The organism is Microbacterium sp. GCM10027623 (assembly GCF_042666935.1).
Lineage (GTDB): Bacteria > Actinomycetota > Actinomycetes > Actinomycetales > Microbacteriaceae > Microbacterium.
This window is the reverse complement of the sequence record NZ_JBHTHE010000001.1, coordinates 525,679-551,789: the sequence shown is the minus strand read 5'-3', so window position 1 is coordinate 551,789 and position 26,111 is coordinate 525,679. Positions and strand designations below refer to the sequence as shown.

At 69.9% G+C, this 26,111-nt stretch carries 26 protein-coding genes; 19 read left to right on the top strand and 7 right to left on the bottom strand.

Features of this window, described 5'->3' with window-relative positions:
• Window positions 1-15: 15 nt before the first annotated feature.
• Complete coding sequence (locus ACFQY2_RS02480) at window positions 16-339, bottom strand: helix-turn-helix domain-containing protein (protein ID WP_378744030.1); 324 nt, start codon at window positions 337-339, stop codon at window positions 16-18.
• Window positions 340-484: 145 nt separating this feature from the next.
• Between ACFQY2_RS02480 and ACFQY2_RS02475 the strand changes: the two genes are divergently transcribed.
• A complete protein-coding gene (locus ACFQY2_RS02475; protein ID WP_378744029.1) occupies window positions 485-1,129 on the top strand; it encodes an acyl-CoA synthetase in 645 nt (214 codons plus the stop codon).
• Window positions 1,126-1,533: a hypothetical protein gene (locus tag ACFQY2_RS02470; RefSeq protein WP_378744028.1), complete on the top strand. Its 408-nt coding sequence runs from the start codon at window positions 1,126-1,128 to the stop codon at window positions 1,531-1,533. The genes ACFQY2_RS02475 and ACFQY2_RS02470 overlap by 4 nt, the downstream gene beginning before the upstream one ends.
• 16 nt (window positions 1,534-1,549) lie before the next feature.
• Here ACFQY2_RS02470 and ACFQY2_RS02465 read toward each other — a convergent pair whose 3' ends face one another.
• On the bottom strand, window positions 1,550-2,605 hold the full coding sequence (locus ACFQY2_RS02465) for a PQQ-dependent sugar dehydrogenase (protein WP_378744027.1): 1,056 nt from the start codon (window positions 2,603-2,605) through the stop codon (window positions 1,550-1,552).
• Window positions 2,606-2,759: 154 nt separating this feature from the next.
• Between ACFQY2_RS02465 and ACFQY2_RS02460 the strand changes: the two genes are divergently transcribed.
• Window positions 2,760-4,178: an MFS transporter gene (locus ACFQY2_RS02460; protein WP_378744026.1), complete on the top strand. Its 1,419-nt coding sequence runs from the start codon at window positions 2,760-2,762 to the stop codon at window positions 4,176-4,178.
• Window positions 4,179-4,429: 251 nt separating this feature from the next.
• Here the strand turns inward: ACFQY2_RS02460 and purB are convergent, their stop codons facing one another.
• Complete coding sequence (gene purB / locus ACFQY2_RS02455) at window positions 4,430-5,827, bottom strand: adenylosuccinate lyase (protein ID WP_378745012.1); 1,398 nt, start codon at window positions 5,825-5,827, stop codon at window positions 4,430-4,432.
• Window positions 5,824-6,306: a low molecular weight protein-tyrosine-phosphatase gene (locus tag ACFQY2_RS02450; RefSeq protein WP_378745011.1), complete on the bottom strand. Its 483-nt coding sequence runs from the start codon at window positions 6,304-6,306 to the stop codon at window positions 5,824-5,826. Before ACFQY2_RS02450 ends, purB begins: the two co-directional genes overlap by 4 nt.
• Window positions 6,307-6,482: 176 nt before the next feature.
• Here ACFQY2_RS02450 and ACFQY2_RS02445 point away from each other — a divergent pair, with 176 nt between their 5' ends.
• Complete coding sequence (locus ACFQY2_RS02445) at window positions 6,483-6,752, top strand: hypothetical protein (RefSeq protein WP_378744025.1); 270 nt, start codon at window positions 6,483-6,485, stop codon at window positions 6,750-6,752.
• On the top strand, window positions 6,749-8,116 hold the full coding sequence (locus tag ACFQY2_RS02440) for a hypothetical protein (RefSeq protein WP_378744024.1): 1,368 nt from the start codon (window positions 6,749-6,751) through the stop codon (window positions 8,114-8,116). Before ACFQY2_RS02445 ends, ACFQY2_RS02440 begins: the two co-directional genes overlap by 4 nt.
• A 24-nt stretch (window positions 8,117-8,140) precedes the next feature.
• On the opposite strand, the gene ACFQY2_RS02435 is transcribed toward ACFQY2_RS02440, so the two are convergent.
• Window positions 8,141-8,539, bottom strand: coding sequence for a phage holin family protein (locus ACFQY2_RS02435; RefSeq protein WP_378744023.1), 399 nt, complete (start codon window positions 8,537-8,539; stop codon window positions 8,141-8,143).
• Window positions 8,540-8,634: 95 nt separating this feature from the next.
• Here ACFQY2_RS02435 and ACFQY2_RS02430 point away from each other — a divergent pair, with 95 nt between their 5' ends.
• From ACFQY2_RS02430 to ACFQY2_RS02410, 5 genes are all read left to right on the top strand, one after another.
• Window positions 8,635-9,705 carry a histidinol-phosphate transaminase gene (locus ACFQY2_RS02430; protein ID WP_378744022.1) on the top strand — a complete coding sequence of 357 codons (1,071 nt, stop codon included), beginning with the start codon at window positions 8,635-8,637 and terminating at the stop codon, window positions 9,703-9,705.
• Window positions 9,702-10,892: a MalY/PatB family protein gene (locus ACFQY2_RS02425; RefSeq protein ID WP_378744021.1), complete on the top strand. Its 1,191-nt coding sequence runs from the start codon at window positions 9,702-9,704 to the stop codon at window positions 10,890-10,892. Before ACFQY2_RS02430 ends, ACFQY2_RS02425 begins: the two co-directional genes overlap by 4 nt.
• Before the next feature lie 87 nt (window positions 10,893-10,979).
• On the top strand, window positions 10,980-12,107 hold the full coding sequence (locus tag ACFQY2_RS02420; RefSeq protein ID WP_378744019.1) for a thiamine pyrophosphate-dependent enzyme: 1,128 nt from the start codon (window positions 10,980-10,982) through the stop codon (window positions 12,105-12,107).
• A gap of 11 nt (window positions 12,108-12,118) precedes the next feature.
• Window positions 12,119-13,084, top strand: a complete 966-nt coding sequence (locus ACFQY2_RS02415) for an alpha-ketoacid dehydrogenase subunit beta (RefSeq protein WP_378745010.1) — start codon at window positions 12,119-12,121, stop codon at window positions 13,082-13,084.
• A gap of 122 nt (window positions 13,085-13,206) precedes the next feature.
• Complete coding sequence (locus ACFQY2_RS02410; RefSeq protein ID WP_378744018.1) at window positions 13,207-14,541, top strand: dihydrolipoamide acetyltransferase family protein; 1,335 nt, start codon at window positions 13,207-13,209, stop codon at window positions 14,539-14,541.
• Window positions 14,542-14,688: 147 nt separating this feature from the next.
• Here ACFQY2_RS02410 and ACFQY2_RS02405 read toward each other — a convergent pair whose 3' ends face one another.
• Complete coding sequence (locus tag ACFQY2_RS02405) at window positions 14,689-15,909, bottom strand: ROK family protein (RefSeq protein WP_378744017.1); 1,221 nt, start codon at window positions 15,907-15,909, stop codon at window positions 14,689-14,691.
• A 131-nt stretch (window positions 15,910-16,040) separates the two neighbouring features.
• Between ACFQY2_RS02405 and ACFQY2_RS02400 the strand changes: the two genes are divergently transcribed.
• Genes ACFQY2_RS02400 through ACFQY2_RS02385 form a run of 4 tightly spaced genes read left to right on the top strand, consistent with a single transcriptional unit; the run spans window position 16,041 to window position 20,919 of the window.
• Window positions 16,041-17,315, top strand: coding sequence for an ABC transporter substrate-binding protein (locus tag ACFQY2_RS02400; RefSeq protein ID WP_378744016.1), 1,275 nt, complete (start codon window positions 16,041-16,043; stop codon window positions 17,313-17,315).
• Complete coding sequence (locus tag ACFQY2_RS02395) at window positions 17,312-18,220, top strand: carbohydrate ABC transporter permease (RefSeq protein ID WP_378744015.1); 909 nt, start codon at window positions 17,312-17,314, stop codon at window positions 18,218-18,220. Before ACFQY2_RS02400 ends, ACFQY2_RS02395 begins: the two co-directional genes overlap by 4 nt.
• A complete protein-coding gene (locus ACFQY2_RS02390) occupies window positions 18,220-19,125 on the top strand; it encodes a carbohydrate ABC transporter permease (RefSeq protein WP_378744014.1) in 906 nt (301 codons plus the stop codon). Before ACFQY2_RS02395 ends, ACFQY2_RS02390 begins: the two co-directional genes overlap by 1 nt.
• A 51-nt stretch (window positions 19,126-19,176) precedes the next feature.
• Window positions 19,177-20,919, top strand: a complete 1,743-nt coding sequence (locus ACFQY2_RS02385; RefSeq protein WP_378744013.1) for a glycoside hydrolase family 13 protein — start codon at window positions 19,177-19,179, stop codon at window positions 20,917-20,919.
• Between the two features lie 33 nt (window positions 20,920-20,952).
• Here the strand turns inward: ACFQY2_RS02385 and ACFQY2_RS02380 are convergent, their stop codons facing one another.
• Entirely contained in the window at window positions 20,953-21,153 is a 201-nt protein-coding gene (locus tag ACFQY2_RS02380) for a hypothetical protein (protein ID WP_378744011.1), read from the bottom strand.
• A gap of 101 nt (window positions 21,154-21,254) precedes the next feature.
• Between ACFQY2_RS02380 and ACFQY2_RS02375 the strand changes: the two genes are divergently transcribed.
• From ACFQY2_RS02375 to ACFQY2_RS02355, 5 genes are all read left to right on the top strand, one after another.
• On the top strand, window positions 21,255-22,232 hold the full coding sequence (locus tag ACFQY2_RS02375) for a metal ABC transporter solute-binding protein, Zn/Mn family (RefSeq protein ID WP_378744010.1): 978 nt from the start codon (window positions 21,255-21,257) through the stop codon (window positions 22,230-22,232).
• Window positions 22,229-23,113 carry a metal ABC transporter ATP-binding protein gene (locus tag ACFQY2_RS02370; RefSeq protein ID WP_378744009.1) on the top strand — a complete coding sequence of 295 codons (885 nt, stop codon included), beginning with the start codon at window positions 22,229-22,231 and terminating at the stop codon, window positions 23,111-23,113. Before ACFQY2_RS02375 ends, ACFQY2_RS02370 begins: the two co-directional genes overlap by 4 nt.
• Entirely contained in the window at window positions 23,110-23,964 is an 855-nt protein-coding gene (locus ACFQY2_RS02365; RefSeq protein ID WP_378744008.1) for a metal ABC transporter permease, read from the top strand. Before ACFQY2_RS02370 ends, ACFQY2_RS02365 begins: the two co-directional genes overlap by 4 nt.
• 91 nt (window positions 23,965-24,055) lie before the next feature.
• Window positions 24,056-25,429 carry a DivIVA domain-containing protein gene (locus tag ACFQY2_RS02360; RefSeq protein WP_378744007.1) on the top strand — a complete coding sequence of 458 codons (1,374 nt, stop codon included), beginning with the start codon at window positions 24,056-24,058 and terminating at the stop codon, window positions 25,427-25,429.
• A 230-nt stretch (window positions 25,430-25,659) separates the two neighbouring features.
• Window positions 25,660-26,094 (top strand): Fur family transcriptional regulator, encoded by a 435-nt coding sequence (locus tag ACFQY2_RS02355; protein ID WP_378744006.1) that lies wholly within the window; start codon window positions 25,660-25,662, stop codon window positions 26,092-26,094.
• The last annotated feature ends 17 nt before the right edge of the window (window positions 26,095-26,111 follow it).

Below are 26,111 nucleotides of genomic sequence, written 5' to 3'. Positions count from 1 at the left end.
CCGGATGCCGGCGCCTCAGGCCGCCAGAGAGAACGCGCCGCCCGTGGCGCCCGGCGCGGCGTCGGCCGGCTGGAGCCCGTCCGCCACCGAGCCGACGAGTTCGAGCAGCGACGTCTCCAGCGCGCCCGCGACGGCTGCGATCATCTCGCTCGACGGCTCCTTGACCCCTCGCTCCATCTCGGACAGATACTGCGGGGAGATGCCGGCGGCATCCGCGGTCTCGGTGAGGGTGTCACCGCGCTCGTGGCGGCGACGCCGCAGCTCGGCACCGAGCAGCTCGCGCCACAGCGGTTCCGGCGCACGGCGGGTGCGGGGCGGGAAGGGGAGGATCGAGGCCATGGCTCACGGTACGCACGGTCGCGGGCCCGTTTCCACCTCTTCCGCCCAGAGCAGAACGCGGATGCGGCCCGCGCCCACGCCCGATCGAACCGGGCTCATAGGCGTCGCGACGTAGACTGGGCAGGTCACCGATCCGAGGACTGTCATGCCCGCCGCCCCCCTCACGTTCACTGCCCGTCACGTGCAGTTGACCCGCGCCGTCCTGGCGGCCGTCGCGGCCCTGATGATCACGTTCTCCCCCGACCACTCCGCCACTGTCGGCCTGTCGGTGTTCGGTGGATTCGCGATCGCCACCGCCCTGGTCCTCCTGCTCGCCGCGATCCTCGTGCACCGCGGGACTCGGCGCTGGCCTGCGCTGATCATGAGCGGCGTCTCGTTCGTGCTCGGCATGGCCGCCAGCATCCCCTCGCTGCGCTCGGTCACGCTCTTCTTCGTGGTCGTCATCGTCTGGGCCGCGGTGACCGGGCTCGTCGAACTCATCGCCGGCATCCGCTTCACAGGCGCCGATGGTGCACGCGACGCCGTGATCACGGGAGGCGCCGGACTGCTGCTCGCCGTGCTGCTGCTGGTCATCCCCGCAGGGCTCGTGCACGAGTACATGACGCCGCAGGGCGAGACCATGGTGCTCACCGGCATCATCCTGGGAGTCGGGACCTTCGGCGGCTACGCCGCGATCGTCGCCGTGCTCCAGGGCATCGCCGGGTTCACCCCCAACGCGAAGAAGGCCGTGCAGGCGCAGGCCCGTACGGATGCCGGCGGCGACCGCCTGGCAGAGGGAGGACACGCATGACCGACGACAAGCCCACCCGACGCGAGATCCTGCGGCCGCTGCACCTCGTGGGCATCGCCCTGGGCTGCGGTGTCTTCGCCGCCGTGGTGACGATGGTCTCCACCGGCGCCTTCACCTCCCGCGTCAACACCGCACTCGCGCGCGGAACGTACGAGGACCTCCCGCCCGTCAGCCTGGGCCTGGTCGTTGGCGGGATCGCGTTCATCGTGACCCTGCTGGGCCTGGCGATGCTGATGCTCGCCGTCAACCCCGCGGACGTCACCAAGACCATCGACCGGCCGGTGCTCTACGACGCGGAGGACAGGAAGAAGTCCGCCGGCGGGACCGCGGCGTCCTCCTCGCCGACGAACGCGGAGGCGTCCGATCCCGAGGCGCCCGCGCCGGAGAAGCCGGGCGAGGTCTGACCCGCCACGGCGGAGCTCAGCCCTCCGGCAGCGCCGGCTGGAGGAGCCGGTCATCGCCGTCGCCGGGCTGTCCGCGCCCATCGGTGTTGTTCGTCAGCACCCAGAACGTGCCGTCCGGTCCGGGGATGACATCGCGCAGGCGTCCGAACTCCTCGCGGAAGAACGACCACGGCTCGACGTCCGGACTCGACGGATCGAACAGCCAGAGGCGCTGACCGCGCAGCCCGGCGATGTAGACCATGTCGTCGATCACCGCGATGCCGCTGGGGCTGGCCTCCGCCGGCGCCCACACCGCCACCGGGTCGATGGCATCCGGCGCCCCGGTCTTCCCCTCGTGGTCGGGCCAGCCGTAGTCGCCGCCAGGACGGATGCGATTCAGTTCGTCCCAGGTGTCCTGCCCGAACTCGCTCGCCCACATCGTGCCCGAGCTGTCCCACGCCAGCCCCTGCACGTTGCGGTGCCCGAGCGAGTACACCGCGGTGCCGAACGGGTTGCCCGGTGCGGGCTCGCCCGTGGGAGTCACCCGCAGGATCTTCCCGCCGAGATAGTCCGGGTCGCGGGCGTGCTCCCGCTGCCCGGCGTCTCCCGTGCCGATGTACAGCATCCCGTCCGGACCGAAGGCGATCCGCCCGCCGTTGTGCGTGGCGGCGTGCGGGATGCCGTCGATCACCGTCTCCAGCCGGTCGATGTCCAGGGTCAGCGATCCCGGGTCGCCGGTGAGCGGCATCCGCACCACCCGGTTGTCGCCGTCGGTGGCGTGATACGCGTACAGCCAGCGGATGCCGTCGGCCTCGCGGACGGCGAGTCCGTTCAGCCCGGCCTCGCCGCCGGAGACGACCCCCGGAACCGTGCCGGCCTCGCGCAGATCACCGGATGCCGTCAGTTCGAGCACCCTGCCGTCATCGCGCTGCGAGATGACCGCGCCGCCGTCGTCCAGGCGCACCACCGACCAGGGCGCGTCCAGGCCCGACGCCAGAGTGACGGTCTCCTCCTGGAGGGTGTCGGGCGGCGACGTGCAGGCGGTGAGGGTGAGCGCGAGCAGGAGCGCCGCGCCGGCGAGTATCCGTGTCATGCCGCACCTCCTCGCTCCAGCATCCCCGACCGCGAGACGGGGCGCCAGCGCTGGTCACCGGATGTCGCCGAGCGCCCGTGCCCGGCGGCGAGGTCTCGTGTCGGCGATGGAGCGGTCCGGGAATATTCGGAATCATCGGGTGCTTGTCATTGCCATGGCCACTTCCGTCGATCGCGCTTCCGTCGGATTGCGATCGGCACGCGGACCCGTTCTCGGAGCGCTCATGCTCTCCACCGGGCTGATCGCGATCGACGCGACCATCCTCGCCACGGCCGTGCCGAGCATCGTGCGCGACCTCGGCGGCTACCAGCAGTTCCCGTGGCTGTTCTCGGTGTACCTGCTGGCGCAGGCCGTGAGCGTGCCGATCTACTCCCGCTTCGCCGACACCGTGGGCCGCAAGCCGATCATCATGATCGGCATCGCCCTGTTCCTGATCGGCTCGGTGCTCTGCGGTCTCGCCGGCAGCATGATGTGGCTGATCCTGTTCCGCATCGTGCAGGGACTCGGCGCCGGTGCGGTCGCGCCGATGTCGATGACGATCGTCGGAGACATCTACACGGTCGCGGAACGCGCCAAGGTGCAGGGCTACATCGCGAGCGTCTGGGCGATCTCGTCGGTCGTCGGGCCGGCACTCGGCGGCATCTTCTCGCAGCTGGACGCCTGGCGCTGGATCTTCTTCGTCAACGTGCCGCTGTGCGCGCTCGCCGCGTGGATGCTCCTGACGCACTATCGGGAGGAGAAGCAGACCCGCCGGCACCGCATCGACTTCGCGGGGGCGGCGCTGCTCACCGTCGGCCTCACCGGCATCATCCTCGGGCTGCTGGAGGGCGACGACGCCTGGGCGTGGGTCTCGGTGCCCAGCGCGATCTGCTTCGGAGGCGGGGCGCTCGCGCTCATCGCCTTCGCGCTCGTGGAACGCCGCACGGCCGAGCCGATCATCGACTTCACGCTCATCTCCCGTCGGCTGATCCTCACCACGACCATCGCCTCGTTCGGCGTCGGCGCTCTGCTGATCGGCGTCACGAGCTTCGCGCCGGCCTACCTGGAGGGCTCGCTCGGCATCGTGCCGCTGCTCTCGGGCCTCGCCGTCGCCGCCCTCACCGTGGGCTGGCCGATCGCCTCAGGGGTGTCCGGGCGGCTGTACCTGCGCATCGGCTTCCGACGCACCGCGATGCTGGGAATGGGTATCGCGACCATCGCCGCAGCCGGCCTCGCGCTGACGGGCCCCTGGCCGAGCCCGTTCACGGTGGCCGGACTCGCGTTCCTTCTGGGGTTCGGACTGGGGTGGACCTCCGCGCCGAGCCTCATCGCCGCGCAGGCCTCGGTCGGCTGGGGCGAGCGCGGCGTCGTGACCGGAATGAACGCGTTCGCGCGCTCGGCGGGCAGCGCGGTGGGCGTCGCGGTGCTGGGTGCCATCTCGAATGCGGTGATCGCACAGGGCGCGGGACCCCAGGATCCGGCCACGATCATCGCGGCATCCACGTGGGTGTTCGTGGGTGCGGCCATCGCCGCCGTCCTGACCTTCGTGGTCGTGCTGTTCATGCCGCGCGACGGCGCGGTCGCCCCCGACTGACCGCGCGCCGTCGCCCGGCCTCCGCGTGCGCGGGCGCCCCGGCCCCTGCGTGCGCGGTCGCAGAGATGGATAACGTCGGTCGGCGGGCCCTCCTGCCCGCGTTTTCCATCCGCAGCCGACGACCGCGGATGGAAAACGCCGGTGCGCCGCCCCTCGGACCCGCCCTTTCCATCTCTGAGAGGAGCCGGGCGGGGCACGCACGAGCGCAGGCCGTCCGGGTGAAGGGGCGGCGACGGGCCGCGCCCCGGGGCTCAGCGGGCGAGCTGCTCGGCGAGGCCGGTGTAGGTGGCGGGGGTCAGCGCCAGCAGACGCTGCTTCGCGGCATCCCCGATCTCCAGACCCTCGACGAACTCCGCCAGCTCGGCCGCACCCACGCGGTGCCCGCGGGTGAGGTCCTTCAGCAGCGCGTACGGGTCCGTGATGGTGGAGCGGCCGGCGACGACCTCCGCACGGATGACGGTCTGGATGGCCTCGGCCAGAACCTCCCAGTTGTGGTCGAGGTCATCGAGCAGCACGTCGCGCGAGAGCGAGATGGCATCCAGCCCGCGGCGCAGGTTGTCCAGCGCGAGCAGCGAGTGCCCGAACGCCACGCCGATGTTGCGCTGCGTCGTCGAATCGGTCAGGTCCCGCTGCATCCGCGAGGTGACCAGCGTCTGTGACAGCGAGTTCAGCAGCGCGCCGGACAGTTCGAGGTTCGCCTCGGCGTTCTCGAAGCGGATCGGGTTGATCTTGTGCGGCATCGTCGAGGAGCCGGTGGCCCCCGCGACGGGGATCTGCGCGAAGTAGCCGAGCGAGATGTAGGTCCAGATGTCGGTGGCGAGGTTGTGCAGGATGCCGCCGGCGTGCCGTACGTGGTCGTACAGCTCGACCTGCCAGTCGTGCGACTCGATCTGGGTGGTCAGCGGGTTGAAGTCGATGCCGAGACCCTCGATGTACTCGCGGGACACCTGCGGCCAGTCGACGTCGGGATCGGCGGACAGGTGCGCCGACCAGGTGCCGGTCGCGCCGGAGAACTTCGCCAGGTACTCGGATGCGGCGATGCGGCTGCGCACCCGCTCCAGGCGCCAGGCGAAGACGGCGAGCTCCTTGCCCATCGTGGACGGGGTGGCCGGCTGCCCGTGCGTGCGGGACAGCATGGCGGCATCCGCGTGCTCGACGGCCAGTTCGCGCAGCTTGGCGATCACGCCGTCCAGGGCCGGCAGCCACACACCCTCGACCGCCCGCTTGACGGTCAGCGCGTAGGAGGCCGAGTTGATGTCCTCGCTGGTGCACGCGAAGTGCGTCAGCTCGGCGATCGAGTCCAGGCCCAGGGTCGCCAGACGATCGCGGACCAGGTACTCGACGGCCTTCACATCGTGGCGGGTGACCGCCTCCTTGTCGGCGAGCCAGTCGATCTCGGCCTGCCCGAAGTCACGGTAGAGCGCACACAGGCGCTGCTTGTCGGCATCCGGCAGTGGCGACGTCCCGAACAGGGAGCGATCGGTCAGCGCGATGAGCCACTCCACCTCCACCTCGACGCGGGCGCGGTTCAGACCGGCCTCCGAGAGGTAATCCGCCAGGCCCGTGACGGAGGCGCGGTAGCGGCCGTCGAGCGGGCTGAGCGGCTGAGCCGGAAGCGGAGGAAGCGAGGGCGAGGGCTGAGAAGTCAGGGGAGATCCTCCTGATCGGGGCGCCGCATCGCGCGGAGCGTGGGATGGGGGGCGCGCACGGCGGGCTCGAGCTGGGAGAACAGGCCACGCGTCGCGGTCTCAATCATAGCCAGCACCGAATCGAACATCTCCGGGCCTGCGTAGTAGGGGTCGGGCACGTCCATGCTGGACGCGTGCGGATCGTACGCCCGCAGCAGGGTGACCTTGCCCTCGTCGTCCTCGGAGCGCGCCCAGGCGCGCAGGATGCGCTCGTGGGTGCGATCGAGGGCGACGATCAGGTCGTTGTCGGCGAAGGAGGCCGCGCTGAACTGCTTCGCCCGATGCTGTGACCCGTCGTAGCCGTGACGTTCGAGGGATTCCAGGGTGCGGGCGTCGGCGCGCTCTCCGAGATGCCAGTCGCCGGTTCCGGCGCTGCGGGACACGATCCGGGAGCCCAGTCCGCGCTGTTCTGCGAGCGCGCGGAACACCACTTCGGCCATCGGCGAGCGGCAGATGTTGCCCGTGCAGACGAAGATGACGCGGAAGGGATCCGGGCGGGTCACAGTCCCATTGTGCCGGTATCCACTTCCGTCCCCAATCGTTCGGTGCCGACAATTGTCCACAGGGAGTGCCATCCGAGGCCGAGCCGATGCCGTGTGCGGCGCACGCTGGAGGCATGTACGCGATCACAGCGGCCGAGCCGCCGGCATCCGATCAGATCTGGCGGGCGCTCCTCGCGGTGCGTCGGATCGACGCGGCGGCGGACGCGCTCAGTGCCGCGGGCGCGCTGACCGCCGAGCTGAGCGCGCAATCGCGGTGGCGGAACGACGGCCTCGGACCGCGGGCGCTGCGCGACGCGCTCGACGAGCTGAACAGCGCCATCGGCGGCGAATTGTCGGAGGTGCGGCGGGCGGGCGCCGAGGTGGAGAGGGGGATCGGTGCATGAGCGATGAGGTGACGATCACCTCCGGCGGTGCCATCGCCGTGGACTCCTCGGCGCTGCGCGACATCGCCGCGCGGCTCGACCAGGTCTCGAGACAGCTCGCAGAGGCGAGGGATCGTCTGGGGAGCGCCCGTGCCGAGCTGGCGGAGGCACCCGACGTCGAACGCCGGGTGGGGGATGCCGGCATCCCGGCGTGCATCGAGCGTCTGGCCGGCCTGGGGCGACAGGTCGATGAGGCGTCGAGGGGGACCGTGATGATGGCCGACACGTTCGAGGTCATCGAGCTGCGGGCGCAGCAGGAGGCGCTCGGCATCGATCGTCCCGAATCCGCCGCGGCACTGCAGCCACGGATCGATGAGCTCCTGGCGCTGCCGACGGTCGCGGAGTCGGTGGTGTGGACCGAGTCGCGATGGGCGCGGCTGCGCGTCGACGGTGCCGTGGATCAGCCGCTCGATCGCCGCCTCGGGCTCGCGGGGGGACTGCTCGGAGCCGTGAGCGCCGTCTTCTCGCCCTTCGCGCTGCGCGGCACGGGGATGGTCGCCAGCGGGCTGCTCGGCGCGAAACCGACGGAGACGCTGATGACCGTCGCGTCGGGGGAGGCTGCTCGACGCGGCTTCGGCGTCCTGCCGTTCGGTGCCGCGCTGCGGGGTCCTGCGCCGCGGGTCACCGTGCGACAGATCTCGAGGACCACGACGGCAGCGCCCGTGAACCTCACCGAGGCCATCAGCCGCATCCCCTATCACGGCGCCGGACAGGTGGCCGTCGAGAAATACACGATGAGGGATGGCGGCACCCGATTCGTCGCCTACATCGACGGCACCCGCACCGTGAAGCCGGGCACGTCCGAGCCGTGGGACATGGGCTCGAACATCGACATGTACCTGCAGCGCGAGCGGGCGGCGTCTCAGCAGGCGGTGCTGCATGCGCTGGCGACCGTGGGCGCCGAGCCGGGCGATCAGGTGGACCTCGTGGGCTACTCGCAGGGGGCGGAGATCGCCTCGTTCATCGCGATGGACAGCCCCTACGAGACGAGCACAGTGATCGTGGCGGGCGATCCGACGCAGCCGTCGCTCGCCGCCGATCAGACCCTGGTCGATATCCGGCACCGCGGCGACATCGTCTCGAACCTCGCAGAGGGCGGCGCAGAGGGCGGCACGGGGTCGCCGGAGAGCTTCGAGGTGATGAGGGAACCCGAACGGGATGCGAATCCCGTCACCCCGCACGACTTCGAGGAGTACCTGAAGACCGCCGACATGGCCGGCCGATCCGGCGACCCACGGGTCGACGCGCTGAGGCGGGACTTCTTCGACGAGCTCGTGCAGGCGTCGCAGGTCGAACGGCGGGAGTTCGCCGCCAGTCGGGAGTGAGCTGCTGCCGTGGCGTCGCGCGCCTCAGCGGCGCTTCTTCGCCTGCGGTCGCAGGATCGCCCCGAGCACGGCGTTGATGATCGAGATCACGATCGCGGCGACGACGCCCCACCAGAACGACTCGACGCTCAGGCCCCAGCCGAAGCCACTGGTGATCCAGGCGGTGAGCCACAGCAGGAAGCCGTTGATGACGAAGGAGATGAGCCCCAGCGTGAGGATGTAGAGCGGGAACGCGACGATCTTGATGATCGTGCCGATGATCGAGTTGACCAGGGCGAAGATCGCGGCGACGGCCAGCAGGGTGAGCACCAGCTGCAGGGTCTCACCGGGCGCGAACGGGCGCACGGCGATTCCGAGCACGGGAATCAGCGTGACCACCCAGATGGCGAAGGCGTTGATGACGACGCGGATGATGAAGCGCATAGTTCCGACAGTCTCCCATGCGTACGCCCCGGGGTCACGGAGCATCCCCGAATCGTCTGAGCCGCTGGGTGGCGCCCGGCTCCTAGACTGATTCCGTGACCGAGCCAACGCTGCCCCGCATCCGCCCCGAGATCGCCGCGCTGCCGCCCTACCGGCAGGGCAGGCAGGCCGGCGCGAACGCCTTCAAGCTCTCCAGCAACGAGAACCCCTTCGAGCCGCTCCCCTCGGTGCTCGAGGCGCTCGCGCACACGGCCCCGATCAACCGGTATCCGGACGCCACGGCAGGGGCGCTGCGCGCCCGGCTCGGAGAGCGCTACGGCGTGGACCCCGACGCCGTGCACGTCGCGTCCGGCAGCGTGTCGATCCTGCACCAGCTCGTGCTGGGAACGTCGACGGTGGGCGACGAGGTCATCTACGCCTGGCGCTCCTTCGAGGCGTACCCCAGCCTGCCCCTGGTCGCCGGTGCCACCGGCATCCAGGTCCCGCTCGCGCCCGGCGCGCGGCACGATCTCGACGCGATGGCGGATGCCGTCACCGACCGCACCCGCGTGATCATCGTCTGCACGCCCAACAACCCGACGGGCCCGATCGTCACCAGCGCCGAGTTCGCGGCGTTCGTGGCTCGCGTCCCGCAGGACGTCCTGGTAATCCTCGACGAGGCGTACGCCGAGTTCGTCACCGCCCCGGATGCCGTCGACGGGCTGACCGAGCGCATCTTCGAGCAGCACCCCAATGTGGTCGTGCTGCGCACCTTCTCCAAGGCGTACGGTCTTGCGGGGCTCCGGGTCGGCTATGCGATCGGGCACCCGAGCGTGCTGGACGCCGCCCGCACCACCGGCATCCCGCTCTCGGTCACCAGTGCCGCAGAGCGCGCCGCGATCGCGAGCCTGGACGCCGAGCAGGAGCTCCTCGCACGCGTCGACGTCATCGTCGAGCGACGCACCCGCCTGATCGAGGGACTGCGCGCCGGGGGGTGGGACGTGCCCGACTCGCAGGCGAACTTCGTGTGGCTGCCCACCGGCGAGCGCACCGACGCGGCCGCCGACGCCTTCGGCAACGCCGACCTCGTCGTGCGCCCGTTCTCCGGCGACGGCATCCGCATCTCCGTCGGCGAGGAGGAGTCGATCGACCGCGTGCTGTGGGTCGCCCGGGAGTTCGGGGCATGACCGAGACGCGTGCATACGACTTCGAGACCACCGTCGATCGCACCGGAACCGGCGCGGCCAAGTGGGAGCACATGCGCACGGTGAACCCCGCGGTGCCTGCCGGCATCTCGCCGTTCTCGGTCGCCGACCTCGACCTCAAACTCGCGCCCGAGATCATCGACGGCCTGCACGAGCACCTGCAGGACGCGGTGCTCGGCTACACCGTCGCGACCGATGACTACTGGGATGCCGTGACCGGATGGTTCCGCGAGCGGCACGGCTGGAGCGTCGACCGCGAGCACATCCTGCTGGCGCCGGGTGTGGTGCCGGCGTTCAACACGGCCGTCCGAGCCGTGACAGCCCCCGGCGACGGCGTGATCGTGCAGACCCCCGCGTACTACCCCTTCTTCGGCGCCATCGAGGGCAACGACCGCGTGGTCGTGCGCAACCCGCTCGTCCTGCGCGACGGCCGCTGGCGGATCGACCTGGACGATCTCGCGGAGAAGGCCGCCGACCCGCGGACCACCGCGCTGCTGTTCTGCAGCCCGCACAACCCCACCGGACGCGTCTGGGAGCACGCCGAGCTCGAGGCGATCTGGCGCATCGCGCGCGACAACGATCTCACGGTGATCAGCGATGAGATCCACTTCGACCTGCTGATGCCCGGCATCCAGCACACCGTCTTCTCCACCCTGAACGAGGACGCGGCGGCGCGGAGCATCATCTGCACGGCGCCCAGCAAGACGTTCAACCTCGCCGGCATGGCGACCAGCAACATCGTCATCAGCGATGAGGGTCTGCGCGAGAAGTACGCGGCCGAGCAGCGGCGCACCGGCTTCTTCACCCTGAACGCACTGGGGTTCCAGGCGTGCCGGCTGGCGTACACCAAGGCCGGCGGCTGGCTCGACGGGCTCATCGATCTGGTGCACGGCAACCATGAACTGGTCCGGTCCTTCCTGGCCGAGCGGATGCCCGAGGTCGTCGTCCACGACCTGGAGGGCACGTACCTGCAGTGGATGGACTTCCGTGCACTGGGCCTGACCGCCGAGGAGCTGGAGCGCCTGCATCAGCAGGACGCCCTGGTGTTCTTCGACGAGGGTGCCATGTTCGGCCCCGAGGGCGAGGGCTTCGAGCGCATGAACCTCGCCGCACCGCGCCGTGCGATCGCCGACGCACTGGAACGGCTGGCCCAGGCGCACGGCCGCTGAGCACGCTCGGAAGTCCGCATTCCGAGCAGGTACTAGGGCCCCCGAGCTATGCGTGACGTGGCATGCGGGCGTGGGTAGCGTGGAGCCGTGACTTCGACCGAGACACCCCTGGTCCGCATCCTGGATGCGGATGGATCCTTCGCTCCTTCCGCGGCCGCCGAGCAGTATCTGCCGCTGATCGACGCACTTCCCGACAGCGATCTCGAGCAGTTCCACCGCGACATGGTGGTCATCCGCGCGATCGACACCCAGGCCACCAACCTGCAGCGGCAGGGACAGCTGGCCCTGTGGCCGCCGAGCCGCGGTCAGGAGGCCGCCCAGGTCGGCTCGGCGCGCGCCGCGCGCACGCAGGACACGCTCTTCCCCTCCTACCGCGAGCACGCCGTCACCCGCATCCGCGGCGTCGACCCGCTCGACATCATCAAGATCATGCGCGGCACCTCGCACGGCGGCTGGGACCCGACCGACCCGAAGAACGGCAACACCCGCATCTACACGCTGGTGCTGGCGTCGCAGACACTGCACGCCGCCGGCTACGCCATGGGTCTCGCCTTCGACGGCAGGACCAGCTCCGGAGACGTCGACCGCGACGAGGCCGTGGTCGTCTACTACGGCGACGGCGCCTCCAGCCAGGGCGACGTGCACGAGGCGATGGTCTTCGCCGCCAGCTACGACGCCCCGGTCGTCTTCTTCCTGCAGAACAACCACTGGGCCATCTCGGTGCCCGTGCAGACTCAGTCGAAGGTGCCGCTGGTCGGCCGAGGCGCCGGCTACGGCATCCCGAGCGTGCGCGTCGACGGCAACGACGTGCTCGCCAGCTACGCCGTCTCACGCACCCTGCTCGACGAGGCGCGCGGCGGCGCCGGGCCCCGCGCGATCGAGGCGGTCACGTACCGGATGGGCGCGCACACCACCAGCGACGACCCGACCAAGTACCGCGGCTCCGACGAGGAGCAGTCCTGGGCCCTGCGCGACCCGATCGCGCGGATGGAGGCATTCCTGCGCAACAGGGGAGCATCCGACGCGCTCTTCGCCGACATCCAGGCCGAGGCGGCGGACGCCGCCGAAGACCTGCGCGCGCGCACCGTCGAGCTCACCTCTCCACCCCGGAACCTCATGTTCGACCACGTGTACAGCGAACCGCATCCGCTCGTCCAGGAGCAGCGCGCCTGGCTGGACGACTACGAGGCCTCGTTCGAAGGAGGCGCCGCGTGACTCTCGAGACGATGCCGCTGTCGAAGGCGCTGAACGCAGGGCTCCGCAAGGCCATGCAGGACGACCCGCGCGTGCTGATGATGGGCGAGGACATCGGCCGGCTCGGCGGCGTGTTCCGGGTCACCGAGGGTCTGCAGGCCGAGTTCGGCGACCGGCGCGTGCTGGACACCCCGCTCGCCGAGTCCGGGATCGTCGGCACCGCGATCGGTCTCGCCATGGCGGGATTCCGCCCGGTCTGCGAGATCCAGTTCGACGGGTTCGTGTTCCCCGCGTTCGACCAGATCACCTCGCAGCTGGCGAAGATGACCAACCGCCACGAGGGCGCGTTGTCGATGCCGATCGTCATCCGCATCCCCTACGGCGGCCACATCGGCGCCGTCGAACACCATCAGGAGAGCCCCGAGGCGTATTTCGCGCACACCCCGGGGCTGCGGGTGGTGTCGCCGTCGACGCCGAACGATGCCTACTGGATGATCCAGGAGGCCATCGCCTCGAACGACCCTGTGATCTTCCTCGAGCCCAAGAGCCGCTACTGGCCCAAGGGCGAGGTGGAGCTCGACGCATCCGCCGCCCCGCTGCACGCCTCGCGCATCGTCCGCCGCGGCACGGACGTGACCCTCGTCGGCCACGGCGCGATGGTGACGACTCTGCTGCAGGCCGCCGCGCTCGCCGAGGCCGAGGGCACCAGCTGCGAGGTCGTCGACGTGCGCTCCCTCTCGCCCGTGGACTATGGACCCATCCTCGACTCGGTGCGCTCCACCGGACGGATGGTCTACGCGCAGGAGGCGCCAGGCAACACCAGCGTGGGCGGTGAGATCGCCGCGACCGTCATGGAGCGCGCGTTCTACGCGCTCGAGGCACCGGTGCTGCGCGTCTCGGGGTTCGACGTGCCCTTCCCACCCGCCAAGCTCGAGGGCGCCTACCTTCCGGATGCCGACCGCATCCTGGAAGCCGTCGACCGCTCGCTCGCCTACTGATCCTTCCCCCGCGTTCACAACTCCGGAAAAGCGTCCATGAACTTCCCCCTTCACCTCGATTCCGGCACTGTGGGCATCGGATCTCCGGAGTTGTGAACCTCGCGTAGTCGAAAGGACTCGCCATGACCACTCAGACCTTCACCCTTCCCGACGTCGGCGAGGGCCTCACCGAGGCCGAGATCGTCAGCTGGAAGGTCGCACCGGGAGACACCGTGGCGATCAACGACGTCATCTGCGAGATCGAGACGGCCAAGTCGCTCGTCGAGCTGCCCTCGCCGCACGCCGGCACGGTCGGCGAGATCCTCGTCGCCGAGGGCGTCACCGTGGAGGTCGGAGCGCCGATCATCACCTTCGTGAGTGCGGATGCCGCCCCAGCGGTCCCCGCACCGGCGGCGCCCGCGGTGGAGGAGGGCGGCGGATCGGTGCTCGTCGGGTACGGCACCGGCGGCGGCGCGACCTCGAGGCGCAAGCGTCCGGCCGAGCGTCAGGTGCGCTCCTCGGTGGGGGTGATCGCGAAGCCGCCGATCCGCAAGCTCGCCCGCGATCTGGGTGTCGATCTGACCGAGGTCACCGCGACCGGTGCGGATGGAGAGGTCACCCGGGAGGATGTCGTCGGGCACGCCGAGCAGGCGAGCGTGTTCCGCAACATCGAGACCCCGGAGTGGGGCGCCGTGCGCGACGAGACGCTGCCGGTCGCCGAGCCCGTCGCAGGGCCGGTCGGCCTGTCGCGCGGCAGCCAGCCGGGCTCCGATCCGGAGCGCACCGAGTCCATTCCGGTCAAGGGCGTCCGCAAGGCGACGTCGTCGGCGATGGTGCGCAGCGCATACTCCGCCCCGCACGTGACGGTGTGGAAGGAGATCGACGCCACCCGCACCATGGAGCTCGTCAAGCGGCTGAAGGCCTCGCCCGACTTCGCGGACATCCGCGTCTCGCCGTTGCTGATCATGGCGCGCGCGGTGATCTGGGCGGCCCGCCGCACACCGATGGTGAACGCCGCGTGGGTCGACACCGACGACGGTGCGGAGATCGCCGTGCGCCACTACGTGAACCTCGGCATCGCCGCGGCGACACCGCGCGGGCTGCTCGTGCCGAACATCAAGGACGCGCAGGACCTCAGCATGAAGGACCTCGCCCGGGCGCTGAACCGCCTGACCCTCACCGCCCGCGAGGGCAAGACCACCCCTGCCGACCAGCAGGGCGGCACGATCACGATCACCAACATCGGCGTGTTCGGGATGGATGCCGGCACCCCGATCATCAACCCCGGCGAGGCCGGCATCGTGGCCATGGGCACGATCGCGCAGAAGCCCTGGGTCGTCGACGGCGAGGTGCGTCCGCGCTGGGTGTCCACGGTCGCCGGCTCCTTCGATCACCGCGTGGTCGACGGCGACGGCATGAGCCGCTTCGTCGCCGACGTGGCCTCGATCCTCGAGGAGCCCGCGCTGCTCGTGGAGTGACCACCACGCGCCGCTACTGCCGCGCTACTGCCCGAGAATTGCCTTACCGCGGGAGAATGGCGCTGCCAGCAGCATTCTCACGCGGTAAGGCAATTCTCGCGGTGAGGGCGAGAGGTCGCGCGGGCGAGGGCGGAGAGAAGCGCGCGGCTAGCCGCGGGCGGACAGCCGCCTCTCGGCGAGCAGCGGCACTGCGCGCTCCCGGGCGGCACGGCGCGCCGTGGCGACGGCGCCCAGCGAGACGACCTCCGCCCCGAGGGTGGAGGCCAGCAGCTGCGGCGCCGGCAGGTCGAGCTGCTCGGGCAGCACCCGGCGCGCGGCGGCGAGAACCGGCTCGATGCTGTCGGCGACCGCGCCGCAGACGATCACCCGAGCCGGATCGTAGACGCTGCCGAGCAGTCCGACCGCGCGCGCGAGGATCCTGCCGACCCTGGCGCTGACGAGTCCGGCATCCGCATCCTGCTCCGCCGCGAGCGCGAGCACGGTGCGCGGATCGATGCGGTCGTCGCGCGCGAGCAGCCCGATCGCGCTCTCGGGAGCGATCTCCCCGCTGTCCAGCGCGGCCCTGGCCTGGTCGCGCAGCAGCGGGCCGAGACCGAACGCGGACTCCACGCCCGTCACATGGGCGAAGGCGACGCCTTCGCCGACACCTCCATGCGCCCCGTGCAGGAGGTGCCCGTCGACCACGACGCCGGCGCCGAATCGCTGGCCGGCCAGCAGTGCGACATAGTCGCGGCAGTCGACGGCAGCCCCCTGGGCGCCTTCGGCGACCGCGGCGAGCAGTGCATCGTTCTTGACCTGCACCACGGGTGCCCAGTCGCGGAAAGCGGCAGCGAGACCGGGGTTGGTGCGCTCCCAGAACCCGCCGGGATGCGGCGGTGAGACGCCGTTCCGGTCCACGGGTGCCGCCACGCCGATGCAGAGCGCGAGCACGTCCTCACGACCTCGGCCCGCCTCGGTCAGCGCCCCGTCGAGGCGTCGTTCGACGGTGGTGAGCCGCTCCGCAGGCGTCTGGGCGGAGTCGACCTCGACACGGTGGTGCACCAGGGTTGCGTCCCGGACGTCTGCGACGGTCACCGCGAGGTGCGTGTCACCGGCATCGACGCCGACGACGACCCCGAGCTCCGACGACAGTGCGAAGCGCCGCGCCGGCCGGCCCGACCGGTAGGTGCCACCGAGACGCGCATTGGGCAGCTCCTGCAGCACCTCGGCGTCGACCAGAATCGCCAGGGCCTCGATGGCGGTGGAGCGGGTGAGCGATGTGGACGCCATGACGTCGGTCGCGGTGAACTCGTCGGCCGTCCAGGCATAGTCGAGCACCGCGCCGACACTCGCCCGTCCTGTGCCGAGATCCGCAGAGACTTCGCTCAATGCCCTTGACCTTTCCTCACCCCAAATGAGAGAGTACCCTCCAGCAAACTAAATCTGCTCACTAAATTTAATCTCCGAATCTTTGAATCGGAAGGACGACGGTGTCTGTGAAACCTCTACGGGCGGCCCGGATGGCTGCGGGCGCGACAGCGCTCACCCTGGTGGCATCAGCGCTCGCCGGCTGTTCGGCCGACGGCCGCGAGACCATCCGCTTCACCTTCAGCAAGCGGGAGGCGATCGAGTTCATGACCGACCTCGTCGCCGACTACAACGCTTCGCAGGACGACGTGCGGGTCGAGATCGACACCTCCGGCGTCGATGTCGTTTCGGCGAGCTTCGTGCGCGGCAATCCCCCCGACATCATGCTGGCCAACTACAACTACGAGATCGCCCGGTTCGTGCAGCGCTGCGCCCTGACGGATCTCAGCGACACGGATGCCGCCCGCAGTCTGCGCGATGACCTGCAGCCGCTCATGGCGCAGTACGGCACCTGTGAGGGACGGACCAGTGCGCTGCCCTTCTCGGTGATGGCCGCCTCGGTGATCTACAACAAGCAGATCTTCGACGAGCAGGGGCTCGAGGTGCCGAAGACCTGGAGCGATCTGCTGGAGGTGGCCGACCAGTTGCAGCAGGACGGCATCACGCCGTTCTACGCGACCTTCAAGGACGACTGGACGGTGGCTCAGGGCTGGTACGACTACTCGGCCGGCGGGTCGCTGGACGTCATCGACTTCTTCGACGCGCTCGCGAAGGAGGGCGCCGAGGTCGGTCCCGACTCGGAGGTGTCGTTCCGGAAGGACTTCGCCGAGCCCATGGACCGGATGCTGCAGCTGGCGAAGGAGTACACCAACGACGATGCCGCGAGTCGCGGCTACGGCGATGGGAATCTCGCCTTCGCGAAGGGCGAGGCGGCGATGTATCTGCAGGGCCCCTGGGCGTTCAGTGAGATCGCCAAGACGGCTCCCGATCTCGAGCTGGGCACCTTCCCGCTGCCGATGACCGACGACCCGGACGACCTCGCCGTGCGGGTGAACATGGACCTCGCGGCGATGATCCCGGAGGGCTCGCGTCACCAGGAGGCCGCGCGGGACTTCCTCGAGTTCCTGTACCAGCCCGAGCGCATCGAGGCGTACAACGCGTCCCAGCTCGGATTCACTCCGCTGCAGGATTCCCCCGCCCCCGACGACCCTCGCATCGAGGGGATGATCGAGTACTACGACGCGGGCCGCATCTACCAGGGCCCGTCGGTGCTCGTGCCCAAGACCATCCCGGTCTTCAACTACGCGCAGGCCATGGTGCTCGGGGCGGATCCCGCCCGCACCCTGAGCACCATGGACGCGGACTGGGCGCGCATCGCCTTCCGCGCACCGGCGCCGACCAGCCAGACGAAGGAGTCCGCACGATGAGCACCACGAACATCGTCACGGCGGGGGATGCCACCCGGCGTCGCAGCTCGCGCCGTGTCGAGCCGATCTACTACTTCTTCCTCGTGCCGACCCTGGTGCTGTTCACCCTGGCGATCACCCTGCCCGGTGCGATCGGGATCTTCTTCAGCTTCACCGACTCCATCGGGATCGGCGACTGGAGCTTCAACGGGCTGACGAACTACATCGCGATGTTCAGCGACCCGGCGATCCTGCAGAGCTACCTGTTCACCTTCGGGTTCTCGATCGCCACGGTGATCGTGGTCAACCTCGCGGCCTTCCTGCTCGCGGTGGGCCTCACCTCCCGCATCCGCTTCAAGACCGGCCTGCGGACGGTCTTCGTCATCCCGATGGTGATCTCGGGCATCATCATCGCCTACGTCTTCAACTTCCTGTTCTCCAACTCCATCCCCGCGGCCGGTGCGGCGACGGGGATCTCGTGGCTGCAGACCAGCCTGCTGGCCAACCCCGACCTCGCCTGGGTGGCGATCGTCATCGTGACCGCCTGGCAGGCCATCCCCGGCACGATGCTCATCTACATCGCCGGCCTGCTCTCCGTGCCGGGAGAGGTGTACGAGGCGGCCTCGATCGACGGCGCCAGCAAGGCGCAGCAGCTCGCGCGCATCACCGTGCCCCTGGTCGCGGGCTATGTGGTGATCAACATCATCCTCGGTTTCAAGGGCTTCCTGAACGCCTACGACATCATCGTGGGCCTCACCAACGGCGGACCGGGCACCGCCACCCGCAGCGTCGCGATGACGATCATCGCGGGGTTCAACGGCGGCGACTACGCCTACCAGATGGCCAACGCGACGATCTTCTTCATCGTCGCGGTGCTCATCTCCCTTCTCCAGCTCTCGCTGACGCGCGGAAGGAATGCGCTCTGATGACCACTCAACCCGCCGTGACCACGGCATCCACCGCCGCCATCGTGCTGGGACCCGGCAGCGCCAAGCCCGGGCGCACGAAGATGGAGCGCGTCAACTGGTCGGGCACCATCATCCTGATCCTCTGTGCGGTCACGGTGCTGCTGCCGCTGTACGTGACGATCTCGATGGCGCTGAAGACGAGTGGCCAGGCCGTCGACGGCAACGCCTTCTCCCTCCCCGCGCCGTTGAGCTTCGACGGGTTCGTGCAGGCGTGGAACCTGACGAAGTTCCCGGTGGGCGCGGGGATCTCCCTGTTCGTCACGGCCGGCACCGTGATCGCGACGATCCTTCTGGCCGCCTTCGCCTCGTACGCCATCGTGCGCAACTGGGACCGGCGCTTCTTCCGCTATTCGTTCTTCTACCTGCTGGCGGCGATGTTCATCCCGTTCCCCGTCGTCGCACTGCCCCAGATCCAGCTCACCGGGCGGGTCGGGCTGGACAACCCGGTCGGCGTGATCATCCTCGCCACCATGTTCCAGCTCAGCTTCAGCGTGCTGCTGTTCACCGCGTTCCTGCGCTCGATCCCGATCGAGCTCGAGGAGAGCGCCCGCATCGACGGCGCGAGCACCTGGCAGACCTTCTGGCGACTGATCTTCCCGCTGCTGGCGCCGATGAGCGCCACCGTCGGCATCTTCGCGTTCCTGTACGCGTGGAACGACTTCATGATGCCGTCGCTGATCATCTCCGACCCGAATCTGCAGACCCTGCCGGTGCGGCAGAACCTGTTCCAGAACCAGTTCAGCAACAACTACAACGTCGCCTTCGCCTCGTACCTGATGGCCATGGCCCCCGCCATCGTCGCCTACCTGTTCACGCAGCGCTGGGTGATGGAGGGCGTCACCCAGGGCGCCGTCAAGGGCTGACCGACGTCTTCCCACCCCGAACCCGACACCATCGACAAGGAGTTCCTTTCCGTGACTGACCCGCTCCTCAGCGAGACCGCGCACGACAAGACCGCGCACGACAAGACCGCGCACGCCGCCGCCGCGGCGCAGGACGCCGCCGCGGCGCAGGACGCCGCCGCCTGGTGGCGCCAGGCGGCCGTCTACCAGATCTATCCTCGCAGCTTCGCGGATGCCACCGGCGACGGCATCGGCGACCTCCCCGGCATCCTCTCCCGCGTGGACTACCTCGCCGAGCTGGGCGTCGACGCGGTCTGGCTGAGCCCGTTCTACCCGTCGGCGCTCGCCGACGGCGGGTACGACGTCGACGACTACCGGGACATCGACCCGCGGCTGGGCACGCTCGACGATTTCGACGCCATGGTCGCCGCTCTGCACGAGCGCGGGATCAAGGTCGTCATCGACATCGTCCCCAACCACACGTCCGACCGGCATGAGTGGTTCCGCGAGGCGCTCGCCGCCGGCCGAGGATCCACCGCCCGGGAGCGCTACATCTTCCGCGAGGGCACCGGACCCGACGGCGCCGAGCCGCCGACGGACTGGGTGTCGGTGTTCGGCGGGTCGGCGTGGGAGCGCGTCGAGGACGGCCAGTGGTACTTCCACAACTTCGCCGTCGAGCAGCCCGACCTGAACTGGTCGAACCCCGAGGTGCGCGAGGACTTCCTGACCACTCTGCGGTTCTGGTCGGATCGCGGGGTCGACGGATTCCGCATCGATGTGGCGCACATGCTCACCAAGGATCTCAGCGAGCCGCTGCCCAGTCGCGCCGAGCTCGCACTGCTGCCGCAGGACGGAACGCATCCGCTGATCGACCGCGACGACGTGCACGAGATCTACGCGGAATGGCGCCGGGTGTTCAATGCATACGACCCGCCGCGGACCGCCGTCGCCGAGGCCTGGGTCTCGTCCCCCGAGCGCCGCGCGAAGTACGCGTCGGCCGAGGGTCTCGGCCAGGCGTTCAACTTCGACCTGCTCGTCGCCGACTTCGATGCGGCGGAGTTCCGTCGCATCATCGCCGACAACCTCGCCCAGGCGACACTGAGCGGATCGTCGACCACATGGGTGCTCTCCAACCACGACGTGACCCGCCATGCCACTCGCTACGGGCTGGCGCCGCTGCACGGCAGGCCTGTGAAGCAGGGCACCGAATGGGTGCGCGCGGGAGGCCCGGCGGGCGACCTGGACCGCGAGCAGGGCCGGCGCCGCGCCGAGGCGGCCACGCTGCTGCTGCTCGGCCTGCCCGGCAGCACCTATCTCTACCAGGGCGAGGAGCTCGGACTGCACGAGGTGGCGGAGATCGCTGCCGAGCAGCGCCAGGATCCCGCCTTCTTCCGCGGGGGCGAGTTCGACGGTCTCGGGCGGGACGGATGCCGTGTGCCGCTGCCCTGGACGACGGGAGGCTCGTCGTTCGGCTTCGGCGCCGACGGCGCCCACCTGCCGCAGCCGGCGTGGTTCGCGGAGTACGCGGTCGAGGCGGAGGCTGCGGATCCGGCATCCACCCTCTCGCTCTACCGGAGGGCGCTGGGTCTGCGGCGGCGGCTGCAGGCCGAGGAGAGGCTCGAGTGGGTCGAGACCGGCCGCGCCGACGTGCTGCGCTTCGCCCGCCCGAACGGCTGGCAGGTGGTGACGAACTTCGGGACCGAGTCGTTCGATCTGGGAGCGGATGCCGCGGACGTGGTGCTCACCAGCATCCCGCTCTCAGACCGCGCCCTCCGCGGCGAGGCGACCGCTTGGATCGCACCGGCGCACCCGTGACCCCTCACCGGGCAGCGGTGAGCGGATTCGCCGTCAGTTCTGCGCTGCGTTCGACATGTCCAGAAGACGACGTTCGTCCTCGTCGAGCCAGGTGGCGGCCTTCGGTACACGCTGCTCGATCCGCGTCTCATTGCGCGCCTGACGGAGTGCGTGAACGATCGCGAATCGGACGGTCGCGTAGACGATGCATGCGCCGACCAGGACGTACAGAATCGGCAGGAGAATGAGGAGCATGTCTTCCTAGGGGTCGTGGATCGGCGTCTATCCGGCGAGCATAGCAACGGGTCGGAGATTCCTTGTTGAGAATGGTTCTCATTTGCATTAGTGTCGAACGCATGCAGAAATCCCTCGCCGCGCTCGCGCTCGCCGCCGCATCCGTCATCGTCCTGTCCGGATGCTCGACGACCGCCACTGCGCGGGGGGATGGCGGGGGCACCGTGCAGGTGGTCGCGTCGACCAACGTGTACGGAGCGCTTGCGGCGGAGATCGGTGGCGATCGCGTCGCGGTGACGAGCCTGATCGATTCGGTCGCGAAGGATCCGCATTCCTATGAGGCCACCGCGCGCGATCGCCTCGTCGTCCAGAACGCGGACCTGCTCATCGAGAACGGCGGCGGATACGACGCCTTCATGGAGGAGCTGCGCGACGGATCGGATGCCGCCGTCATCACCGCCGTCGAGTTCTCCCACGACTACCCCGGCGCAACCGCCGAGGAGCACGAGCACGTCGACGAGCACGAGCACGCCGAGGAGCACGAGCACGCCGACGACCACGGCCACGCGCACATCGAGGGCTTCAACGAGCACGTCTGGTTCGACGCGCACACCGTCTCGCACGTCGCCGAGCAGATCGCGGCAGACCTGGCCGAGCTCGACCCGGCCGGCAAGGCCGACTTCGCCGCGAACGCGAAGAAGCTGAACGACGATCTGGAGGACATCGAATCCGAGCTCCACGGACTGCACGAGAAGCTGGAGGGCACGCCGGTGTTCATCACCGAGCCGCTGCCCGGCCTGCTCGCTGCCGCCGCGGGTCTCGACGACGTCACCCCCGACGGCTTCGCCTCCGCGGTCGAGGAGGGCAATGACGTCGCCCCCGCCACGCTGCTCGAGGCGCTCTCCCTCATCGACGACGGCAAGGTGCGGGCCGTGCTCGCCAACGCCCAGACCGGCGGCAGCGAGACCAGCCGGGTAGAGGATGCCGCGACGCAGGTCGGAATCCCCGTGCTCACCTTCAGTGAGCTGCTCGACGCCGATCAGTCGTACGCTGAGTGGATGCGCGCCGCGATCTCGGACCTCGCCGCCCTCCAGAAGTGAGCGGCGGTGATGTGAGCGGCGGTCCCGAGGCGACCGACGCCGCACCTCAGCCGGTCCTGTCGATCGAGGGGGCGGCGCTTCATCGCGACGGCCGTGAACTCTGGTCCCGCCTGGACCTGGAGATGCATGCCGGCGAGTTCATCGCCGTGCTCGGCCCCTCGGGCTCCGGCAAGACCACGCTGCTGCGCAGCATCCTCGGTCTGCAGCAGCTGTCCACCGGCAGCATCCGGATCGCCGGCTCCTCCGCGCAGCGGGGCGACCCGCGCATCGGATACATCCCGCAGCAGCGCCCGCTGCCGCCGGACACCAGCCTGCGCGCCCGCGACCTCGTCGCACTGGGAGTGAACGGCACCCGGTTCGGTCTGCCGATCCCGCGCCGCGGCGACCGCGCGCGTGTGGACGCCCTGCTCGACGGCGTCGGCGCCTCCCATTACGGCGACCGGCCCGTCGGACTGCTCTCCGGCGGTGAGCAGCAGCGGCTGCGCGTCGGCCAGGCACTCGCCGACCGACCTGCCCTGCTGCTTTGCGATGAGCCGCTGTCGAACCTCGACCTGGCCAACCAGCGCGGTGTGACCGACATCATCGACCGTGAGCGGCGCGAGCACGGCACCGCGGTGCTGTTCGTCACCCACGACATCAACCCGATCCTCGACCGCGTCGACCGCATCCTCTACATCGCCGGTGGGCGATTCCTGCTCGGCACACCCGAGGAGGTGCTGCAGACCCACGTGCTCAGCCGGCTGTACGGCACCCCGGTGTTCGTGTTCCGCGCCGGCGGCCGACTCGTCGTCGTCGGGGTTCCGGATGCCGAGACGCACCACGAACTCGAGGGCGAGGAGCCGATCACGACGAGCACCATCACTTCGGGCGGCCGCGCGTGAACCCGCTGGTCGACTGGGGCGACGTCTTCTCCTTCCAGGACTACGGGCAGCTGCTGGCACTGCTGTCCAACTCCCTGATCGCGGGTGCCGTGCTGGGCCTGGTGGGCGGGCTGATCAGCACCTTCGTGATGCAGCGCGATCTCGCGTTCGCCGTGCACGGCGTGAGCGAGCTGTCCTTCGCCGGCGCCGCCGCGGCCCTGCTGTTCGGCGGCAGCGTCGTGGCCGGATCGATCGGCGGTGCGCTCATCGCGGCGATCCTGATCGGCGTGCTCGGCGCCCGCGCCCGCGACCGCAATTCCATCGTGGGCGTGCTGATGCCGTTCGGGCTGGGTCTCGGCATCCTGTTCCTCTCCCTCTACGAGGGCCGCAGCGCCAACCGCTTCGGCCTGCTCACCGGCCAGATCGTGTCGGTGTCGAGTCCGGACCTCGGCTGGCTGATCGGGATCAGCGTGATCGTGCTGGCCGGGCTCCTGCTGATGTGGAATCCGCTGCGCTTCGACTCGCTGGACCCCGAGTCGGCGGCCGCGCGCGGCGTGCCCACCCGCACGGTGAACCTGGTGTTCATGGTGCTGCTCGGCCTGATCGTCGCGGTCAGCGTGCACATCATCGGGGCGCTGCTGGTCATGGCGCTGCTGGTGACCCCCGCGGCCGCGGCGACCCGCCTGTCGGCCGGACCGGTGGCGGTGCCGGTGCTGGCGGCGCTGTTCGGCTTCGTGTCGGCTGTCGGCGGCATCCTGCTGGCCCTCGCCGGCACGCTGCCTGTCAGCCCCTACATCACCACGATCTCGTTCCTCATCTACGGCGGATGCTGGATCACGCAGCGCCTGCGCGCCCGCATCCGCCGAGTCTGAGTGTGTCGCCGTCGGGCATCTCGTCCCCGACGGCGGGCTGGGGATGACATCATGGTCACTCGGGGCAGGCTTACTCAGAAAGGTGGCGTCCGTGAGCGACTCGCAGGAGCCGGGCAACGCGCAGAACGGTGACTTCTTCGACCAGCTGCTGACCGCAGCACCCAAGGAGCACGCGTCATTCACCCAGGCGTTCCGCGGGTACGACAAGACCGAGGTGGATGCGGCGCTCGCGACGATGCGCGACCAGCTGGCACGACTGAGCGCGGACCGCGAAGGGGCCGACGCACGTCACCGTGAGTCACTGGAGGCGCTGCGCGCCGACAACGAGCGCGCACTCGCGGAGGCTCTGGCCGAGAGCGACGCCCGTGTCTCGCGGCTGGAGGACGAACTCGCCGCCGCCCGCGCTCAGGCCGACGACGCGGCCGCCCAGGTGAGCACGCTCGCCTCGGAGCTGAGCGAGGCGCCCCGGGACGAGGACGCCCCGCAGAGCCGCCAGCAGTTCGAGGCGGTGCTGCGCGTTGCCGAGGAGCAGGCCAGTGTGCTCATCCAGAACGCCGCCACTCAGGCCGAGCGGCTTCTCGACGCCGCCCGCGAGGAGGCGGACAACAAGCGCGCGGAGCTCGCCGCCGACGTCGCCCGCATCACAGCGCAGGCGCAGCACGATGCCGACCAGGTGCGGTTGAAGATCGACACCGAGCTCACCGCGCACGAGGCGCGGCTGGAGCGCGAGGCCGCTCATGCCGCCGAGAAGGTCGCGCAGGCCGAGCAGGAGGCCGCGACGGTGCGCACCGAGGCCGAGAAGGGCGCCGCCGCGCTGCGCGCCATGGTCACGCGCGAGACCACCGACCTGCGCGCGGACGCCGAGCGCGAGGTGCGGGAGATGAACGCGCGCGTCCTGGAGTTCGAGGAGACCCTCACCCGCCGCCAGGATGACGCGCAGCAGGAGTTCCTCGTGCTGCACAACCAGGCGGTCGCGCACGCCGAGCGCATCACGACGGATGCCAATGAGCAGGTCGCCGCGTCGCTCGAGCACGCACAGCGCATCTCGTCGAAGGCCGAGGACTACGAACGGCTGATGCGCTCGCAGGCGCAGGCGATCGAGGCCGAGGCGCAGGTGAAGGCCCGCGAGACCCTCGAGCGCGCTCGCGCGAAGGCGCAGAAGATCATCGATTCCGTCACCGGCCACGCCACGGGCGCGCTGCGCGACGCCGAGGACCGCACGCGTCAGCTGCGCTGGCAGCAGCAGCAGCTGAACAGCTTCATGGCCGAGGTGCGTGAGCTGATCCGCCCCGAGGGCGTGCTCGCCCGCCCCGCATCCGACGCCGCGCTCGCCGCCGACGCATCCGACGAGGAAGAGGGCGACGCCGCGCTCGACGCACTGCGAGACGAGCCCGCGCTCGCCGCCGAGGACGCCGATGCGGACGACGACGAGGATGACGAGGACGAGGACGAGCCGCGCGACTGACCCTCGGCAGTCCTCGTGGGCATGTCCCACATGTGGCGGGTTCGCGGACTGCGGACCCGCCACTTCTGGGACATGCGCCGGGGTGCGGGGTGAGCAACGGTGGGTGGATGCCGTGCGGACCCGCCACTTCTGGGACATGCGGGTGACAGGAGCGGGACACGCACCAGCCCGTGAGGCGGTCAGTAGGTGCGCTCAGCGCGCCTCTCAGGCTCCCGGCCTAGACTCGGAGCATGGCTCAGCGGAACACCTGGCAGCGTGAACGCGTCCGTGACGCGCTCACGGATGCGGCGGGTTTCGTGAGCGCGCAGACGCTGCATGCCGAGCTGCGGCAGGCGAACACCGGCATCGGACTCGCCACGGTGTACCGCGCCCTGGCCGGGCTGGCAGCGACCGGCGAGGCCGACTCGCTGCAGAGCCCCGAGGGTGAGGCGCTGTACCGCGCCTGCGCCACGCAGGGCCACCACCACCACCTGATCTGTCGCTCCTGCGGCCGCGCCGTGGAGATCGAGGCGAAGGATGTCGAGCAGTGGGCGCAGCGCACTGCCGCCCTGCACGGCTTCCGCGACCCCGCACACGTGGTCGACATCTTCGGCCTGTGCGCCGAGTGCGCCGACCGCCGTGATCGCGCCACGCAGGCGCCGGGCGAAGCCGGAGCAGACGCGTGACCACAGCCCCGGCACGG

Coding starts and splice junctions, on each gene's coding strand:
- ACFQY2_RS02425 (WP_378744021.1), top strand. CDS start 9,702: ATGACCGAGACGCGTGCATACGACTTCGAGACCACCGTCGATCGCACC.
- ACFQY2_RS02480 (WP_378744030.1), bottom strand. CDS start 339: ATGGCCTCGATCCTCCCCTTCCCGCCCCGCACCCGCCGTGCGCCGGAA.
- ACFQY2_RS02410 (WP_378744018.1), top strand. CDS start 13,207: ATGACCACTCAGACCTTCACCCTTCCCGACGTCGGCGAGGGCCTCACC.
- ACFQY2_RS02380 (WP_378744011.1), bottom strand. CDS start 21,153: ATGCTCCTCATTCTCCTGCCGATTCTGTACGTCCTGGTCGGCGCATGC.
- ACFQY2_RS02475 (WP_378744029.1), top strand. CDS start 485: ATGCCCGCCGCCCCCCTCACGTTCACTGCCCGTCACGTGCAGTTGACC.
- ACFQY2_RS02400 (WP_378744016.1), top strand. CDS start 16,041: ATGGCTGCGGGCGCGACAGCGCTCACCCTGGTGGCATCAGCGCTCGCC.
- ACFQY2_RS02460 (WP_378744026.1), top strand. CDS start 2,760: ATGGCCACTTCCGTCGATCGCGCTTCCGTCGGATTGCGATCGGCACGC.
- ACFQY2_RS02355 (WP_378744006.1), top strand. CDS start 25,660: ATGGCTCAGCGGAACACCTGGCAGCGTGAACGCGTCCGTGACGCGCTC.
- ACFQY2_RS02445 (WP_378744025.1), top strand. CDS start 6,483: ATGTACGCGATCACAGCGGCCGAGCCGCCGGCATCCGATCAGATCTGG.
- ACFQY2_RS02375 (WP_378744010.1), top strand. CDS start 21,255: ATGCAGAAATCCCTCGCCGCGCTCGCGCTCGCCGCCGCATCCGTCATC.
- ACFQY2_RS02395 (WP_378744015.1), top strand. CDS start 17,312: ATGAGCACCACGAACATCGTCACGGCGGGGGATGCCACCCGGCGTCGC.
- ACFQY2_RS02470 (WP_378744028.1), top strand. CDS start 1,126: ATGACCGACGACAAGCCCACCCGACGCGAGATCCTGCGGCCGCTGCAC.
- ACFQY2_RS02440 (WP_378744024.1), top strand. CDS start 6,749: ATGAGCGATGAGGTGACGATCACCTCCGGCGGTGCCATCGCCGTGGAC.
- ACFQY2_RS02435 (WP_378744023.1), bottom strand. CDS start 8,539: ATGCGCTTCATCATCCGCGTCGTCATCAACGCCTTCGCCATCTGGGTG.
- ACFQY2_RS02390 (WP_378744014.1), top strand. CDS start 18,220: ATGACCACTCAACCCGCCGTGACCACGGCATCCACCGCCGCCATCGTG.
- ACFQY2_RS02450 (WP_378745011.1), bottom strand. CDS start 6,306: ATGGCCGAAGTGGTGTTCCGCGCGCTCGCAGAACAGCGCGGACTGGGC.
- ACFQY2_RS02415 (WP_378745010.1), top strand. CDS start 12,119: ATGCCGCTGTCGAAGGCGCTGAACGCAGGGCTCCGCAAGGCCATGCAG.
- ACFQY2_RS02465 (WP_378744027.1), bottom strand. CDS start 2,605: ATGACACGGATACTCGCCGGCGCGGCGCTCCTGCTCGCGCTCACCCTC.